Annotated in this window: 12 protein-coding genes; 4 read left to right on the plus strand and 8 right to left on the minus strand. The window is 67.8% G+C overall.

Annotation, left to right across the window (positions count from 1 at the left end; translation table 11 throughout):
* From JMT67_RS06380 to JMT67_RS06390, 3 genes are read right to left on the minus strand one after another with little or no spacing between them, the layout of a single operon-like run.
* A complete protein-coding gene (locus tag JMT67_RS06380) occupies nt 1-846 on the minus strand; it encodes an HpcH/HpaI aldolase/citrate lyase family protein (RefSeq protein ID WP_201463002.1) in 846 nt (281 codons plus the stop codon).
* Nucleotides 846-1520 carry an SDR family NAD(P)-dependent oxidoreductase gene (locus JMT67_RS06385; RefSeq protein ID WP_233455815.1) on the minus strand — a complete coding sequence of 225 codons (675 nt, stop codon included), beginning with the start codon at nt 1518-1520 and terminating at the stop codon, nt 846-848. The genes JMT67_RS06380 and JMT67_RS06385 overlap by 1 nt, the downstream gene beginning before the upstream one ends.
* A gap of 37 nt (nt 1521-1557) precedes the next feature.
* Nucleotides 1558-2067 (minus strand): GAF domain-containing protein, encoded by a 510-nt coding sequence (locus tag JMT67_RS06390; protein WP_183214964.1) that lies wholly within the window; start codon nt 2065-2067, stop codon nt 1558-1560.
* Nucleotides 2068-2316: 249 nt separating this feature from the next.
* Here JMT67_RS06390 and JMT67_RS06395 point away from each other — a divergent pair, with 249 nt between their 5' ends.
* The 4 genes from JMT67_RS06395 (at nt 2317) to JMT67_RS06410 (ending at nt 8931) form a co-directional block, all read left to right on the plus strand.
* On the plus strand, nt 2317-3822 hold the full coding sequence (locus JMT67_RS06395; RefSeq protein ID WP_201463004.1) for a tetratricopeptide repeat protein: 1506 nt from the start codon (nt 2317-2319) through the stop codon (nt 3820-3822).
* Nucleotides 3823-3906: 84 nt separating this feature from the next.
* The gene (locus JMT67_RS06400; RefSeq protein WP_233455816.1) at nt 3907-5283 is read left to right on the plus strand and encodes a right-handed parallel beta-helix repeat-containing protein; all 1377 of its coding nucleotides are present in this window, start codon (nt 3907-3909) and stop codon (nt 5281-5283) included.
* 183 nt (nt 5284-5466) lie between these two features.
* The gene (gene ppdK, locus JMT67_RS06405; RefSeq protein WP_201463006.1) at nt 5467-8145 is read left to right on the plus strand and encodes a pyruvate, phosphate dikinase; all 2679 of its coding nucleotides are present in this window, start codon (nt 5467-5469) and stop codon (nt 8143-8145) included.
* A gap of 258 nt (nt 8146-8403) precedes the next feature.
* The gene (locus JMT67_RS06410; protein WP_201463007.1) at nt 8404-8931 is read left to right on the plus strand and encodes a porin family protein; all 528 of its coding nucleotides are present in this window, start codon (nt 8404-8406) and stop codon (nt 8929-8931) included.
* Between the two features lie 66 nt (nt 8932-8997).
* On the opposite strand, the gene JMT67_RS06415 is transcribed toward JMT67_RS06410, so the two are convergent.
* The 5 genes from JMT67_RS06415 to JMT67_RS06435 form a co-directional block, all read right to left on the minus strand.
* Nucleotides 8998-9258, minus strand: coding sequence for a hypothetical protein (locus tag JMT67_RS06415; RefSeq protein WP_182713300.1), 261 nt, complete (start codon nt 9256-9258; stop codon nt 8998-9000).
* A 136-nt stretch (nt 9259-9394) separates the two neighbouring features.
* Nucleotides 9395-10546, minus strand: a complete 1152-nt coding sequence (locus JMT67_RS06420; RefSeq protein ID WP_201463008.1) for a beta-ketoacyl-ACP synthase III — start codon at nt 10544-10546, stop codon at nt 9395-9397.
* A gap of 28 nt (nt 10547-10574) precedes the next feature.
* Nucleotides 10575-12641 carry a capsular polysaccharide biosynthesis protein gene (locus JMT67_RS06425; RefSeq protein WP_233455817.1) on the minus strand — a complete coding sequence of 689 codons (2067 nt, stop codon included), beginning with the start codon at nt 12639-12641 and terminating at the stop codon, nt 10575-10577.
* 227 nt (nt 12642-12868) lie between these two features.
* Nucleotides 12869-14926, minus strand: a complete 2058-nt coding sequence (gene glyS, locus JMT67_RS06430; RefSeq protein ID WP_201463009.1) for a glycine--tRNA ligase subunit beta — start codon at nt 14924-14926, stop codon at nt 12869-12871.
* Nucleotides 14926-15819, minus strand: a complete 894-nt coding sequence (locus JMT67_RS06435; RefSeq protein ID WP_233455818.1) for a glycine--tRNA ligase subunit alpha — start codon at nt 15817-15819, stop codon at nt 14926-14928. The genes glyS and JMT67_RS06435 overlap by 1 nt, the downstream gene beginning before the upstream one ends.
* Nucleotides 15820-15854: the final 35 nt, after the last annotated feature.

A 15854-nucleotide genomic window follows, 5' to 3' on the forward strand; every position in this document is an offset into this window, starting at 1 on the left:
CTACCGGCGGTTCGTCGCCTCGGCGTGTCGCGCCAGCAAGGCCTCGGCCTGGCCCAGGTGCAGACGTTCGACCATGGCGCCCCCCACCCGGATCGCGCCTCGCCCCTCGGCTTCCGGCGCGGCGAAGGCCGCCACCACCGCCTGCGCCGCCTGGACCTCAGCCTCGGACGGGGCGAAGGCGGCGTTGGCGGCGGCGATCTGGGACGGGTGGATCAGGCTCTTGCCGTCAAAGCCGTACAGCCGGCCCTGCGCCGCCTCGGCCGCCAGGCCGTCGACGTCCTCGATCCGGTTGAACACCCCGTCGATGGCCAGCAGTCCGTGCGCCCGCGCCGCGACCACCAGGGCCGCCAGCCAGGGTTTGAACGGTTCGCGATCCGGCGACGCGCCCGTCCTCAGGGCCTTGGCCAGGTCGTTGACCCCCAGCATCAACCCCTGAAGCCCCCCGCCCGCCGCCGCAATCTCGCTCAGGGCGATCAGGCCGCGCGGCGTCTCGATCATGGCCCACAGGGCCGCATCCGGCGCGCGGGCCGACAGGGCGTAGACGGTCTCGACCGTCTCCACCTTGGGCGCGACGATCAGGCCGGCGCCCGCCTGAGCCAGAGCGTCCAAATCGTCCTCGCCCCAGTCGGTGTCCAGGGCGTTGATCCGCACGCCCAGACGGGGACGAAATCCGCCCGCCTTCACCGCCGCCACGGCGGCCACCCGCGCCTCAATCTTGGCCTCGGGCGCCACGGCGTCTTCCAGATCAAGGACGGCGACATCGCAGTCCACGTTCCGGGCCTTTTCGATCGCCCGGGCGTTGGAGGCCGGCAGATAGAGGACGCTGCGAGCCAGTTCGCCCGACATCAGACCTGCCCGGTGACAGGAACCAGGGCGCCGGTCATGGCTCGGCTATCGGGCGAGGCCAGGAACAGGATCACCGCCGCCAGATCCGCGGGGGCGACCCAGGCGGCCGGATCGGCGTCGGGCATGTCCTTGCGGTTGGCGGGCGTATCAATGATTGACGGCAACACCGCATTGACCGTTACGGACGTGGTTTTCAGCTCCTCCGCCAGGGCCTGGGTCAGGGCGTGGACGCCCAGCTTGGCGGCGCCGTAAGCCCCCATGCCCGCGCCCGGCTTCAGCGCCGCAGCCGAACCGACATTGACGATCCGCCCGTCCGAAGCCGCCTTCAGATAGGGCAGAGCCGCCCGGCTGGCGTTCAGGGCGGTGGTCAGGTTCAGGGCCTGCATCCGGTCCCAGGCCGGCTGCGCGTCGTCCGTCGTCTGCCAGACGAAGCCGCCGGCGATATTGGCCAGCACGTCCAGCCGCCCGAACCGGCTGATCACCGAGGCCACGGCCTCCTCGGCCTGGACCGGGTCGGTCAGGTCGACCCCGCCGATCTCAAGCACCCCGGGCGGAACCGGATGGCCTTCGGCATGGTCGATGACGGCGACCGCCAACCCCGCCGCCAGGGCGGCCTCCAGCACGGCCCGGCCCAGCACCCCGTGCCCGCCCGTGATCGCGATCACCCGTTTCATCTCGTCCTCCATCCCTTTGCCCCTCTCGTCTGTCGGCTCAGCCTGCGGCGAAGACCTTGGCCATCAGGCGTTCCAGCCCCGCCTGGTCCACGGCGTCGAAGGCCGCCGGGGTCGTCGCATCCACGTCGAAGACGGCGATCAGTTCGCCCGAAACGTCAAGCACCGGCACGACGATCTCGCTGGCCGAGCGGCTGTCGCAGGCGATGTGACCGGGGAAGGCGTGGACGTCTTCGACCAGCTGGGTCTGGCGCGTGGCCGCCGCCGTCCCGCACACCCCGCGCCCGAAGGCGATCCGCAGACAGCCCAGCGTCCCCTGATAGGGTCCGACCACCAGTTCGTCCGCCCCATCCGGCGTCTTGTCCGGCGCGACGACGTAGAAGCCGGTCCAGAAGAAGTGGTCGAAGGCGTCGGCCAGCATCGAGGCCACGGTCGCCATCCGCGCGGTCAGATTCGGCTCCCCGTCCAGCACCGCCAGGATCTCGGCCTCGACCTCGGCATAGCGGTCCGCCTTGTCGGCGGGGCGGTCGTCGCGGGGGACATAGGACATGGGCGCTCCTTCGATTCGCAGCCGATATAGGCGCCCCCGCCACCGGAAGCGAGCCTTCGTCCACAGGGTTCAATTTGTTAAATACCGGAAATCGCACAACAAGGTTCGGCGTAGCCAAATTTGCCGCTTGCTGTGGCGCCGCTTTGTCGCAAAACATTGTTAACCATGTTTGGCGGTCTGACCCGTCGGCGTCGGCGCGCCGTCCTGCGTCGCGTCGGCCAGTTGGGATTGCGGGAGCGACAGGAAGGTATGGGCGAGTACGACAACGCCGGTCACGGTCCATCCCAGCTCCAGCGGCATCGCATGCCCCTGGCCGGCGGCGCCGTGGCGGTTCTGGTCCTGCTGATCGCCGTCCTGCTTCTGGCCAGCTGCGGCGACGGCGCCCCCGGCTTCTGGCGCCGAGGGGCCCAGAACGAGGCCGCCCTGTCCTGCCCCCGCCCAGCCTCGGTGACGGGATCCGAATTCAACGCCCAGGAGGCGAGCCTGCGCCACCTGCGCCGCGCCGCCTTCCGCGGCGACTTCTTCGCCCAGCTGGAGCTGGGCTCGCGCTACGCCGCCGTCCGCGTCACCGACAAGAATATCGAGGATCCGATCGAAAGCTCGGTCTGGTACGCCATGGCCCTGGCCAATGACGAGGGCTACGCCCCGATCAACGGGGTCGAACCCCAGGGCGGCGGCCTGTTCGGCGGCGGCCTGCGCCGTCTGTCGAAGTACGACGACTGCCGCGCCTTCGAACGCCACCGCGCCTATCAGGTTCTGGACCGCCAGCTGTCGCGGATGAGCCGCCAGGAGCAGGAGGCGGTGCGCGACCGGGTGATCTACATCCTGTCGACCCAGGACGCCGAGGGCTATCGCACCCTGGCCCGTCTCCACGACGGCCTCTATGGCCCGTTCGGCGAACCTGCCGACAATCGTGAGGCCCGCGAGGCGCTCGGCCGCAAACCCGAGGGCAAGAGCTTGGGCCAGCCCCGTTCGCGCGGCGGCTACTGGGCGGCGGTCAATCTGTTCCAGAGGAACGACGTCGACGCCTATCTCTACAACTATCTGGCGGTTCAGACGGGCGACGTCGGCGCCTATGTGCTGATGAAGGACTTCGAACGCTCCTCGCCCGGCCGCGCCCAATATGCGGGCTTCGTCGAGGCCAAGGCGCGTCAGTGGACCCCGCCGTTCGAATTCTATCCGTTGGAGGCCCCGGCCTCGGGCGTGCCCTTCTCGGACGAGAGCCGCCCGCGCGGCGACGCCTATGAATACGCCCTGTCGCGGCTTCAGGGCGAACTGCCCTTCGTCCATGTGGGCCGCGCCCTGCGCTATCTGGGCGTGACGCCCGAGGCCGTCACCGCCCCTGAGCAACTGTCCCGCCAGCAGATCGAGGCCTTCGAAGCCATGATCGGCCATGCGACCGAAAGCCGGCTGTCGCCGCTGGAGCGGGTCCGCGCCATCCAGCTGGCCGCCGTCAACGGCTCGTCCGAGGCCCAGCTGGTCCTGGCCGTCATGTACGCCGAAGGCATCGGCCTGCCCGCCGACTACGCCCGCTCGTTCAAATGGTTCGAGGAGGCGGCCCGCCAGGGCAGCCCCGAGGCCAAGTTCGCCATGTCCACCTATTTCGCCCTCGGCGTCGCCGGGGTGGCCGATCAGGACAAGGCCGAGGCCGTCGCCTACCGCATCGAATCCGCGCTGTCGGGCTTCGGCCCCTCGGCCTCGCGCTTGCAGGCCCTGTTGTCCCAGGTGTCCCGCGCCCAACAACAGCGCCGCTAAATGGGAGGGTCTGGTCGCATGAACATCCGCTCGCTCGCGAAAGTCTCGCTCCTGGCGGTTTTCGCCCTTTCCGCCCTGGGAGCTATGCCCGCCCCGGTCCAGGCCCAGGTCGCCGCCAAGGTCGAGGCCCAGACCCGGCCCAATTTCGGCGTCCTGCTGGACCCGCCGACCCGCGCCCGGCCCCGCGCCCATCGCCCCTACGACTATGGTCATTATCGCGGTCCCGACTGGCGCCCCCTGCCCCGTCCCCCGCATCAGGAAGAGGTCGTACTGGTCGACTGCGGCGGCAATCCCGGCTCGGGCGCGATCGAGAGCGCGGTCCAGCGGGTGCGTCCGGGCGGCACTCTCATCATCCGGGCCCGGGCCGGCGCCTGCGTCGGCTGGCTGAACATCGACAAGCCGATGACCATCATCGGCGACAGCGGCTTTGATCCGCGCCGCTGGGATGCGGCGACGCCCACCCTCCAGGCGCCCGACGGCCTGCCCTGTCTGACCGCCGCCCCCGGTGTCCGGGTCGAGGTCCGCGACCTGGTCTTCGCCTCGCCCCACGCCGGCGACGCCGCCTGCGTGATCGGCTATGGGGCTGAAATCGTCATGAGCCGGGTCGGCTTCCGCCACGCGGGCGACGAGGCGGCGATCTATGTCGACGGCGGGCTTCTGGACCTGCGCGACGCCCTGATCGACGCCCGCACCGTCTCGGCCGCCGTGGTCGCCGACGGCGCCGCCGTCACCCTGTACGAGACCGCCATCACCGGCGCCGTCTCGGGCGTGGACCTGACGCCGGGCTCCGCCGCCCCCTCCAGCCTGACCTCGGTCACCCTGATCGGATCGGAACAGCCGAACAGCTTCGGCCCGCGCGCCATCGGGGTGATCGTTCGCTCCGCCCGCGATTATGGCCGGGTCGAGATCAGCAACGCCAAGATCTGCGGCTATGTGGAGGGGATTGCGATCGAGGGCGCCTCGGTCTCGGTCTCCAACAGCCGGATCTGCAAGGGCGACAAGGGCGCCGTCCTCTACAACGGCGAACTGCTGTTCGATCAGAACCGCGTCCGGGTGGATCAGGTGGGGGTCGCCGCCGCCTCGGGCCGGGCCGTGATCACAAACAACAGTTTCGCCGGCGTCCGCGACGCCATCTATGGCGAGCCGCGCGCCAGCATCGAGGCCCGCGACAATCGGGTGTGGTCGCGCGACCTGTGCCGCCCCCGTTTCGAAAACCGCTATCGCGACCGTTATGCGCCTTCATGGGGCGGCGGCGACCGCGGCTATGACTGCCAATACAGCCCCTATCCCCGCGACTGGTGGGAGGCCGAAGACGGTCAGTACTATGACTACGGCTATCCGCTGGACGGCTATGATCGGTATCAGCAGGGCTATGGCTGGTACGACCGCAGCGGCCGCTATGTGCCGGACAACCGCTACTACGGCGATGATCGTTGGAGTCGCGGCGGGCGCGGCTGGTAATCGTCCCTGTACGGCGCAGTCCGCCGGTTCGGCGTGATCCGAAAAACCGAGGTTCGGAAACCGGTTTCAGGCTCACGCTTTGTTACAAACGCCATGGTCAAGCCGGTTTCGCCGCGCTAGAGCAGGCCGCATGTGCGAGCGGGTCAACCCGCCGAACCTTAAGACAAAGCTCAGGGGCTTAAGATGACTCAGTGGGTGTACGGCTTCGGCGGAGGCTCCGCCGACGGCGACGCGTCGATGAAGAACCTTCTCGGCGGCAAGGGGGCGAACCTGGCGGAAATGTCCGCCCTGGGCCTGCCCGTCCCGCCCGGCTTCACCATCACCACCGAGGTCTGCACCTACTATTACGCCCACGGCGAGACCTATCCGGCCGATCTGGAAGACCAGGTGAAGACGGCCCTGGCCAAGGTCGAGGGCGTGGTCGGCAAGACCTTCGGCGACGTGGACAACCCCCTGCTGGTCTCGGTGCGTTCGGGCGCGCGAGCCTCGATGCCCGGCATGATGGACACGGTGCTGAACCTGGGCCTGAACGACCAGACGGTCGAAGGCCTGGCGAAACTGTCGGGCGACAGGCGATTCGCCTTCGACAGCTACCGGCGCTTCATCACCATGTATTCCAATGTGGTTCTGGGCCTCAGCCACGACGATTTCGAAGAGGTGCTGGACGCCCACAAGGACCGGCTGGGCGTCAGCGTCGACACCGATCTGAAGGCCGAGGACTGGGAGCGGGTCGTCGAGGACTACAAGGCCGTGGTCGAGCGCGAGCTGGGCCACCCCTTCCCCCAGGATCCGAAGGACCAGTTGTGGGGCGCCGTCGGCGCCGTGTTCGAAAGCTGGATGAACGACCGGGCGAAATTCTATCGCCGCATGCACGACATCCCCGAAAGCTGGGGCACGGCCGTCAATGTCCAGTCGATGGTGTTCGGCAATATGGGCGAGACCTCGGCGACCGGCGTGGCCTTCACCCGTAATCCCTCGACCGGCGAGGCGCGGCTGTACGGCGAGTTCCTGATCAACGCCCAGGGCGAAGACGTGGTCGCGGGCATCCGCACGCCCCAGTCCCTGACCAAGATCGGCCGCGAGGAGATGGGCGAGACCGCCCCTTCGATGGAAGAGGCCATGCCCGAGGTGTTCGGCCAGTTCGTCGAGGTGGTGGGCAAGCTGGAGAGCCATTATCGCGACATGCAGGACATCGAGTTCACGGTCGAACAGGGCCGGCTCTGGATGCTGCAGACCCGCAACGGCAAGCGCACCGCCAAGTCGGCGCTGAAGGTGGCGGTCGATCTGGCGGCGGAAGGCGTGATCAGCCAGGAAGAAGCCGTCAGCCGGGTCGAGCCCTCGGCGCTCGATCAGTTGCTGCACCCGACCCTGGACCCGGAGGCGCCCCGCACCGTCATCGCCGCCGGCCTGCCCGCCTCGCCCGGCGCCGCGACCGGCAAGATCGTGTTCGACGCCGACGAGGCCGAGCGTCTGGCCGGCCTGGGCGAGGCCGTCATCCTGGTGCGCGAGGAGACCAGCCCGGAAGACATCCACGGCATGCATGCGGCGCGCGGCATTGTCACGGCGCGCGGCGGCATGACCAGCCACGCGGCCGTGGTGGCGCGCGGCATGGGCCGGGCCTGCGTCTCCGGCGCCGGCGAGATCCACATCGACGAGGCCAAGGGCGTCTTCAACGCCCGCGGCCGCACCTTCAAGACCGGCGACATCATCACCATCGACGGCTCCAAGGGCGAGGTGCTGGACGGCGCCGTGCCGATGATCGAGCCCGAGCTGACCGGCGACTTCCAGACCCTGATGGGCTGGGCCGACCAGGTGCGCCGCCTGAAGGTGCGCGCCAACGCCGAGACCCCGCTGGACGCCAAGACGGCGCGCGGCTTCGGCGCCGAGGGCATCGGCCTGTGCCGGACCGAACACATGTTCTTCGACGACACCCGGATCGCCGCCGTGCGCGAAATGATCCTGGCCGACGACGAGGCCGGGCGCCGCACGGCCCTGGCCAAGATCGCGCCGTTCCAGAAGTCGGACTTCGTCGAACTGTTCGAGATCATGGCCGGCCTGCCTGTGACGGTGCGTCTGCTGGACCCGCCGCTGCACGAGTTCATCCCGCATACGGACGAGGACATCGACGCCCTGGCCGCCTCGTCTGGCATCGACGCCGAGAAGCTGAAGCGCCGGGCCAAGGAGCTGCACGAGACCAACCCCATGCTGGGCCATCGCGGCTGCCGCCTGGGCGTGGCCTATCCCGAGATCTACGAGATGCAGGTCCGGGCCGTGCTCGAGGCCGCGCTGGAGGTGAAGAAGACCTCGGGCGTGGCGCCGATCCCGGAGATCATGCACCCGCTGGTCGCCCTGGGTCTGGAGATGAAATATCTGCGCGAACTGACCGACCGCACGGCCAAGGCGGTGTTCGCCGAGGCCGGCGACAGCGTCGACTATCTGGTCGGCACCATGATCGAACTGCCCCGCGCCGCCATCCGCGCGGGCGATCTGGCCGAGCACGCCCAGTTCTTCAGCTTCGGCACCAATGACCTGACCCAGACCACCTTCGGCATCAGCCGCGACGATTCAGGGCGGTTCCTGCAGGCCTATCTGGACAAGGGCATCTTCGAGACGGACCCCTTCGTGCGTCTGGACCAGGACGGCGTCGGCGGCCTGATCGAGATCGCGACCGAACGCGGCCGTGCGGTTCGCCCCGAGGTCAAGCTGGGCATCTGCGGCGAGCACGGCGGGGATCCGTCGTCGATCGCCTTCTGCGAAAAGGCCGGCCTGGACTATGTCTCCTGCTCGCCCTACCGCGTGCCGATCGCCCGCCTGGCGGCGGCCCAGGCGGCCCTGAGCGGTGAGCGCGAAAAGGATCGGTAGGCGCCCCTCCTCCTCGGGGCGAGCCCCAGGATGACGGAATGAAATGGAATCAGAGGCGGCGCTGCGAGGCGCCGCCTCTTTTCATTGCGCGCCGCATTTCCGTCTTACTTAGCCGAACACAGTGTGTGTCTCTCCGTCCACAGACGACGATCCGTTCCAGCGGCGCCTGGAACAGAGAACGCCCTCACCTATTTAAGCACTCGCTGGATGGGGCTGATGATCCAACCGGTCATCACATCTAGGAGTTAATAAGAAACAATGCGCAACATTATTCTCGCTGCTGTCGCCGTTTCCGCAATCGCCGCTCCGGCTTTTGCTCAAACCAATCCTGAACCGCGTGGTTACGGATCACTGGGCTATACTCATCTTGAAAGCGACAACGCCACCACCGGCGCCGTGACCGGCCGCCTGGGCGTCAATCTGAACCGCTACCTGGCTCTGGAGACCGAGGCCTCGGTCGGCGTGAAGGACGACGACTTCACCGTCGCCGGCGTGGACGGCACGACCAAGCACGAGTGGGACGCGGCGGGCTATGTGGTCGGCAAGGTGCCGGTTTCCGACAAGCTGGAGCTGTTCGCCCGCGGCGGTTACGGCCACACCGAGCTGAAGCAGGAGTTCCCCGGCGCCAATACCGACGTGGGCGGCGACAGCTGGAACTACGGCGCCGGCGCCAACTACTATCTGGACGGCGTGAACGGCCTGCGGGCCGACTGGACCCGTCGCGACTACCGTGACGACGCGGGCGAGGCGGACGCCTATTCGCTCAGCTACATCCGTCGCTTCTGATCCCGGCGATCAGGCGGATTGAAGAAGGCGCGCTCCGAAAGGGGCGCGCCTTTTGCTTTCAGGACTTCAGGCGAAATCGCGGGCCAGGGCCCAGCGCTGAGAGCCTTCGCCGAACGGACGCACAAACCAGTCGCGGTACTGTTCGAAGGCCTCGATGATCTTCTGACGCAGGGCCTGGGCGTCCACCGCCTCGCCGCGCTGACGTCGGAGGGCCGCAACGCAGTCGACGACCAAATTCTGGTGGGCCGAGCCGCCCATGCTCTTCAGCACGGCGGCGATATCCTGAGCCAGGCTTTCCAGCACTGTCTTCGGCGTCGTCTGAGCCATCTGGGAACTCCCCTGTTCTCGACAATCGAACGCCTCGCAAAATCCGCCGCCGGATTCAAGCGTGGCCTCAGAAATTATCGTCGCAGATCGGGATTAACCTGCCGTAACGCCGGTCGAAACTTTTGGTTTCGTCACCCTAGCCACGCTTGCGCACGAATACCGTCCCGGCCGAGTACCCTGCGCCGAAGCTGCAGATCAGACCGGTCTCGCCGGGGACGAAGCCGTCATTGTGCAGGTGGAAGGCGATGATCGAGCCGGCCGAGGAGGTGTTGGCGTAGTCGTCCAGGATGATGACGTTCTCTTCCGACGACGGTTCGCGACCCAGCACCTTCTTGCCGATCAGCTGGTTCATGTTGATGTTGGCCTGGTGCAGCCACAGCCGCTTCAGCTCGTGCGGATCCAGGCCCAGTTCGCCGGCGTGATCGACGATCATGTCCGAAACCATCGGCACCACGTCGCGGAAGACCTTGCGACCCTGCTGGATGAACAGCTTGTCGTTCTGGACGCTGTCGTCGGCGACCGGCGAATCCAGATGGTCGGTGTCGCGCGCGTTGCGGTTCAGGAAGCCGAAATTGTTGCGGATATTGTTCGAGAAGACGGTCTTCAGCCGCGTGCCCAGCACGTCCCAGCCGCCGGGTCCGGCGGTGCCCGAGGATTCCACGATCACGGCGGTGGCCACATCGCCGAAGATGAAATGGCTGTCGCGGTCGGTGAAGTTCAGGTGGGCCGAGCAGATCTCCGGATTGACCATCAGCACGGCCTTGACCGAGCCGCCGGCGATGAAGTCGGCCGCCGTCTTGATCCCGAAGGTGGCCGAGGAACAGGCCACATTCATGTCGAAGGCGAAGCCCTCGATCCCCAGGGCCTGCTGCACCTCGATGGCCATGGCCGGATAGGGGCGTTGCATGTTGGAGGCGGCGCAGAGCACCGCGCCGATCTCGCTGACCGGCTTGCCCCAGGCCTCGATCGCCTGACGGGCGGCCTTGACCGCCATCTCGGCCAGGATCGACAGCTCCTCATTGCTGCGTTCGGGCAGGTTGGGCGCCATGCGGGCAGGGTCGATCACCCCGGCCTTGTCCATCACGAACCGCTGCTTGATGCCCGAGGCCTTTTCGATGAACTCGGGCGAGGAATGGGGCTTGGCCTCCAGTTCCCCCGCCTCGATCCGATCTGCGTGACGGGCGTTCCAGCCGTCGGCCCAGGCGTTGTAGCTGTCGACCAGTTCGGCGTTGGAGACCGATTGTTCGGGGGTGAAGAGGCCGGTTGCGGCGATGACGGCGTGTTGCACGGGTAGACAGTTTCCTTTGCGAACGCCTTCAATAGGACGGCGGCGGCCTGCGGTCGAGACTGGCGATGATCCCGGCGGCCCAGCGTTGCACCTGGCCGCGCGGCGCCGGGGGCGGCGGCAGATCGCGGGCCGCGATCAGGGCCTGGACCAGATCCTCGGCCTCGCAGGGCCAGCCCTGAGGCGTCACATAGATCGGATAGTGGATCAGGGCGGCCAGGATCAGATGATCGACTGTGGCGCGCCGGGTGCGGCGCTCGAAACTCAGCCGGTCGTCGGTCAGGCCCCAGCCGGCGTAGAAGGGCCGCCCATAGACCGACACCGCCTTGCCCCGCATCAGGGCCTCGAACCCGGTCAGGGAGGTCAGGGTCGCGACCCGGCGGCAGGCGTTCAGGCAGTCGATGATGTCCAGTCCGTCCGCAACCGCATCGACCGAGGCCAGGGCCGAGGCCTCCAGCCGTCCGGGCCGGTTGCCCGCCAGAACGTCGGGATGGTTGCGATAGACCAGGAAGGCGTCGGGGTGATCGGCCCGCGCCGCCTCGACCAGGGCGGAGTTGGTGTTCAGGTCCGGTTCGCAGCCCAGCAGGATCGACTTGTCGTTCTCCACCTGGCCGACGACCAGCAGCACTTCGCGATCGCCACTCCTGTCTTTGGGCCAGTCCGCCGGCGCCTGGCCCTTCAGATTATATTTCGACAGGCCGGCCTCGACGATGCGGGTCCGAAGCGCAGCGGCGCGGGCCAGCTGCTCCGGCGTGGCGGCGGTCGTCTCGATCAGGGTTTCCAGCCGCGACGGGCGCGACGGGTCGTAATAGACCCCCTGGTCGTCCAGGGCGACCGACAGGGCGCCGACGAAATCGGACCCCAGGCCGCGCGAACGGATGAAGCCGTCCTCCATGCGAACGGTCGGGCCGTCAAAGGTTGCGGCGGCCCGGCGCACGGCCTCGCTCTCCTTGCCCGCCCACCAGATCAGCCGACCATTGGTCGCGGCGGCATGGGCGGCGGCCCGCGACGGCGACATGAAATAGCGCATCCGCGCCTTGGGCGAGTTCAGCAGGCGGCGCACCGGCGGGCGTTTGGCCGGGGCGAAGCCGACGGCGGACCAGGGCCCCGCCAGACGGTCGGCGCGGTCGCGCAGGGCGATCAATCGCTCCAGCGCCTGTTCGGCCTCACACCGCTCGCCGGTGACGGGATCGACATAGCGGCTATAGGCGATCAGGGCGGCGGCGGCAACCTGTTCCACCGAGCGCGCCGCGCCGCGTCGGCCCGTGTCCACGGCGTCGGTCGTCAGGCCCCAGCCGGAATAGAAGGGCGCCCCGAAACAGCGGACCGGCAGGCCCCGCAACAGGGCTTCGAACCCCAACGCAGACGTGACGCAATAGACGGCGTCCACCGCCGCCAGCAGGTCGGCCGGCCGCACGTCGGCGTCCACCAGGGTGACGCCGGACAGGTCAGTGACGCAGCCCCGCTTCCGACCCGCCGCCACCGCCGGATGGCGTTTGACGATCAGTTGGGCCTCAGGCTCGTCGCGCCGGGCGGCGGCGACCATGGCGTCGAAACTGTCTTGCGTCGCCAGGCCGTAGCCGATGGAGGCGTCGCCGAAGGTCTGGTCCACGATCAGGACGCGGCGGCCGGGCCGCAGCAGGCCGGGGTCCAGCGGCCCGCCCATGTTGGTCTTGGACACGCCCGAAGCGACGATCCGGTCGATCAGGGCGCGGGCGCGGGCGGTGGTGGCGGCGTCGCACCAGGTGTCGGCGGTCTGGATCAGGTGTTCGAGCCGGCTGGGCCGGGTGGCGTCGTAATAGACGCCCAGATCATCGACGATCAGGCTGAGACTGGCCGCCCCCGCCTCCCCTATGCCGACCGAGCGAAGGAAGCCGTCTTCCAGCGCGACATAGGGGCGGTTGTTCGCTTCCGCCCAGCGGCGACCGGCGGCGGCGGTCGGCTTCAGGCCCCAGCCCAGCACGGCCTGGACCTGATCGCCCGGCAGGCGGCGCAGGTCGTAGTCGTTCAGGAAGACATCGAGGAAGGGGACCTTCAGCACGCCGGGCGCGCAGACCCAGGCGGGGGTTTTGGCGGCGATGTCCGAGGCTGGGGTCAAGGCGGGTCCGACGGATTGAGCGCGAGGTTTAGGGCGGTTGGGGGCGTCGGGCTAGAGTGTGCTGATCTTCCCCCGCTTGCGGGGAAGTGTCAGGCCGTGGCGTGCAGCGACACGCCTGACGATGGGGGAAGTCTTCTTGTTGAAACAAGACTCCCCTCTCCGACCCTGGTCCGGCTACGCCGGACGCCGGGCCACCTCTCCCGCAAGCGGGAGAGGGTCTTCAGCACCTACCCCGCGATCTGGCCGAAGTCCGCCACCTGGCCCATCACGTCGCGCACCTGGCCCAGCAGTTTCAGACGGTTGTCGCGCTCCTCGGGAACGTCCGAGTTGACCATCACCGCCTCGAAGAAGGCGTCGACCGGGGCGCGCAGGGCCGCCAGGGCCGTCATGGCGGCGGCGAAATCCTCGGTCTCCAGCGCGGTCTCGACGGCGGTGCGGGCGGCGTTGACGGCGAAGGCCAGGGTGGTCTCGGCCTCGGGCTGGTTCGGCAGGCCGGTCTGGCCCATGCCGGTCGGAACCGGCCCCTTCTTCTCCTCGGCGCGGAGGATGTTGGAGGCGCGCTTGTAGCCGGCCAGCAGATTGGCCCCGTCGTCGGTGGCGAGGAAGGCGGCCAGGGCCTCGACCCGACGCACGATGCGGACGAGGTCGTCGTCGCCCAGGGCGAAGACGGCGGCGACGAGGTCGTGGCGCTGGCCCTGATCGCGGAGGAGGACGGTCAGGCGGTCGGCGAAGAAGGCGAGAAGGTCGTGAGCCGCGTTAGCCTCGACCGTCACCCCTTGATTCCGATACAGTTGCAACCCGCCTTCAATCTGCTGTCTCAGAGAAAGACGCAGCTCATTTTCAATGATCAAGCGGATCACACCCAAAGCCGCACGACGGAGCGCGAAGGGATCCTTTGAACCCGTGGGCTTTTCATCGATGGCGAAGAAGCCACAGAGAATGTCCAGCTTATCAGCGAGCGCGACCGCGACAGTAACAGGCGCGGTCGGAACGGTATCGTTGGGCCCCTGAGGCTTATAATGATCTCGCACCGCGTCAGAGACAGCATCGGAGTAACCGGCGAGACGAGCGTAGTACCCGCCCATGACCCCTTGCAGCTCCGGGAACTCGCTCACCATCCCAGAAAGAAGGTCGGCTTTCGAGAGTTGCGCGGCTTGCCTCGCAGCGCCAGCATCCCCCTCAATCGCGGGAGCCACATCGGAAGTCTTAGCGACTATACGTTCTAGTCGCTGAGCCAATGTGCCCAGTTTGGCGTGGAAGGTGACGCCCTTCAGCTTTTCGTTCCAGGCGTCGAAGCCGACCTTCTGATCCTCGTCCCAGAAGAAGCGGGCGTCATTCAGGCGGGCGGACAGGACGCGGCTGTTGCCGGCGGCCAGGGCCTTGCCGCCGTCGGTGGCCTCGACATTGGCGACGACCAGGAAGTTGGGGGCCAGGCCCTCCTTCGACGGGTCGCGGACGGCGAAATACTTCTGGTGCACCTTCATCGACAGACGCACGACCTCGGGCGGCAGGGCCAGGAACTGGGGGTCCATGTCGCCCAGGATCGGGGTCGGCCATTCGGCCAGGCCCGCCACCTCGTCCAGCAGGCCGTCGTCATCGACCAAGACGAGGCCGCGCGCGGCGCAGGCGGCCTTGGCCTGTTCCAGAATGCGCAGCTTGCGGTCGGCCACATCCAGCAGGACGAACTCCCGCTCCAGCTGGGTGCGGTAGTCGACGAAGTCGCTGACCTTCAGAAGTTGGCCCGAGCCGAGGAAACGGTGGCCCTCGGTGAGGGCGTCGGATTGGATCCCGTCGATATCGAACAGCACCACCTTGCCGTCGAACAGGCACAGGATGCGCTTGATCGGGCGGACCCAGCGTAGCGTCCCAGAACCCCAGCGCATCGACTTGGGCCAGGGGAAGGCGCGGATGACCTGGTCCACCGTCTCGGCGACCAGATCGGTCGTGGCCCGGCCCTTGGACGACAGGACGGCGTAGAGGACGCCGTCGCGCTCGGTCAGTTGATCGCGGGTCAGGCCGGTCTTGCGCAGGAAACCTTCAAGCGCCTGTTCCGGCGCCGAGGCCTTGGGCCCCTTCACCTCTTCCTCGCGGTCGGGCGTGGCGGCGGGCAGGCCGTCGATCACCAGCGTCAGCCGGCGCGGGCCGGCATAGGTGGTCAGAGCGTCCCAGGTCAGGCCGGCGGCCTTCAGCCGGTCGGAGACCATGCGCTCCAGGTCGCGCGCGGCGCCCTGCTGCATGCGGGCGGGGATTTCTTCGGAGAAGATCTCGAGGAGGAGTTGGGGCATCAGGCGGTTTTCCGCTCTTGTTCAACGTAAGCGAGGGCGCAGGCTTTGCAGAGTTCGCGGATGCGGCCGATGTAGCTCTGGCGTTCGGCGACGGCGATGGCGCCGCGGGCGTCCATCAGGTTGAACAGGTGGCTGGCCTTCAGCACCTGGTCGTAGGCCGGCAGGACCAGGGGCTGGCCCTGGGGTCCAGTCAGGGCCAGAAGGCGAGAGACCTCGGCGACCATATCCTCGAACCGGCGCTTCAGCCCGTCGACGTCATAGCCGTGGAAGTTGGCCTCCGACTGCTGGCGCTCGTTCTCCAGGAAGACCTCGCCATAGGTCAGACCCTCCTTGGTGAACTTGAGGTCATAGACGTTGTCCACGCCCTGGACATACATGGCCAGACGCTCCAGCCCGTAGGTCAGCTCGCCCGAGACCACATCGACCTCGATGCCGCCGACGCCCTGGAAATAGGTGAACTGCGTCACCTCCATCCCGTCGCACCAGACCTCCCAGCCCAGGCCCCAGGCGCCGACCGTCGGGTTCTCCCAGTCGTCCTCGACGAAGCGGATGTCGTGCAGCTTCGGATCAATCCCGATCGCCGCCAGCGAGCCGAGATACAGCTCCTGAAGATTGTCCGGGTTGGGCTTCAGGATGACCTGATACTGATAATAGTGCTGGAGGCGGTTCGGGTTCTCGCCATAGCGGCCGTCGCCGGGGCGGCGGCTGGGCTGGACATAAGCGGCCTTCCACGGCTTGGCGCCGAGCGCGCGCAGGACGGTGGCGGGGTGCAGGGTGCCGGCCCCGACCTCGATGTCATAGGGCTGGAGGATGGCGCAGCCCTGCTCGCCCCAATAGCGGTGCAGGGTCAGGATCAGGTCCTGGAAGGCGAGCGGCTCGGTCGAGGTGGTCAAATCGGGCTCGGGAGGGGCTAAAAAAAGACGGCGGA

The organism is Brevundimonas aurantiaca, from assembly GCF_904830995.1.
Taxonomy (GTDB): domain Bacteria; phylum Pseudomonadota; class Alphaproteobacteria; order Caulobacterales; family Caulobacteraceae; genus Brevundimonas; species Brevundimonas aurantiaca.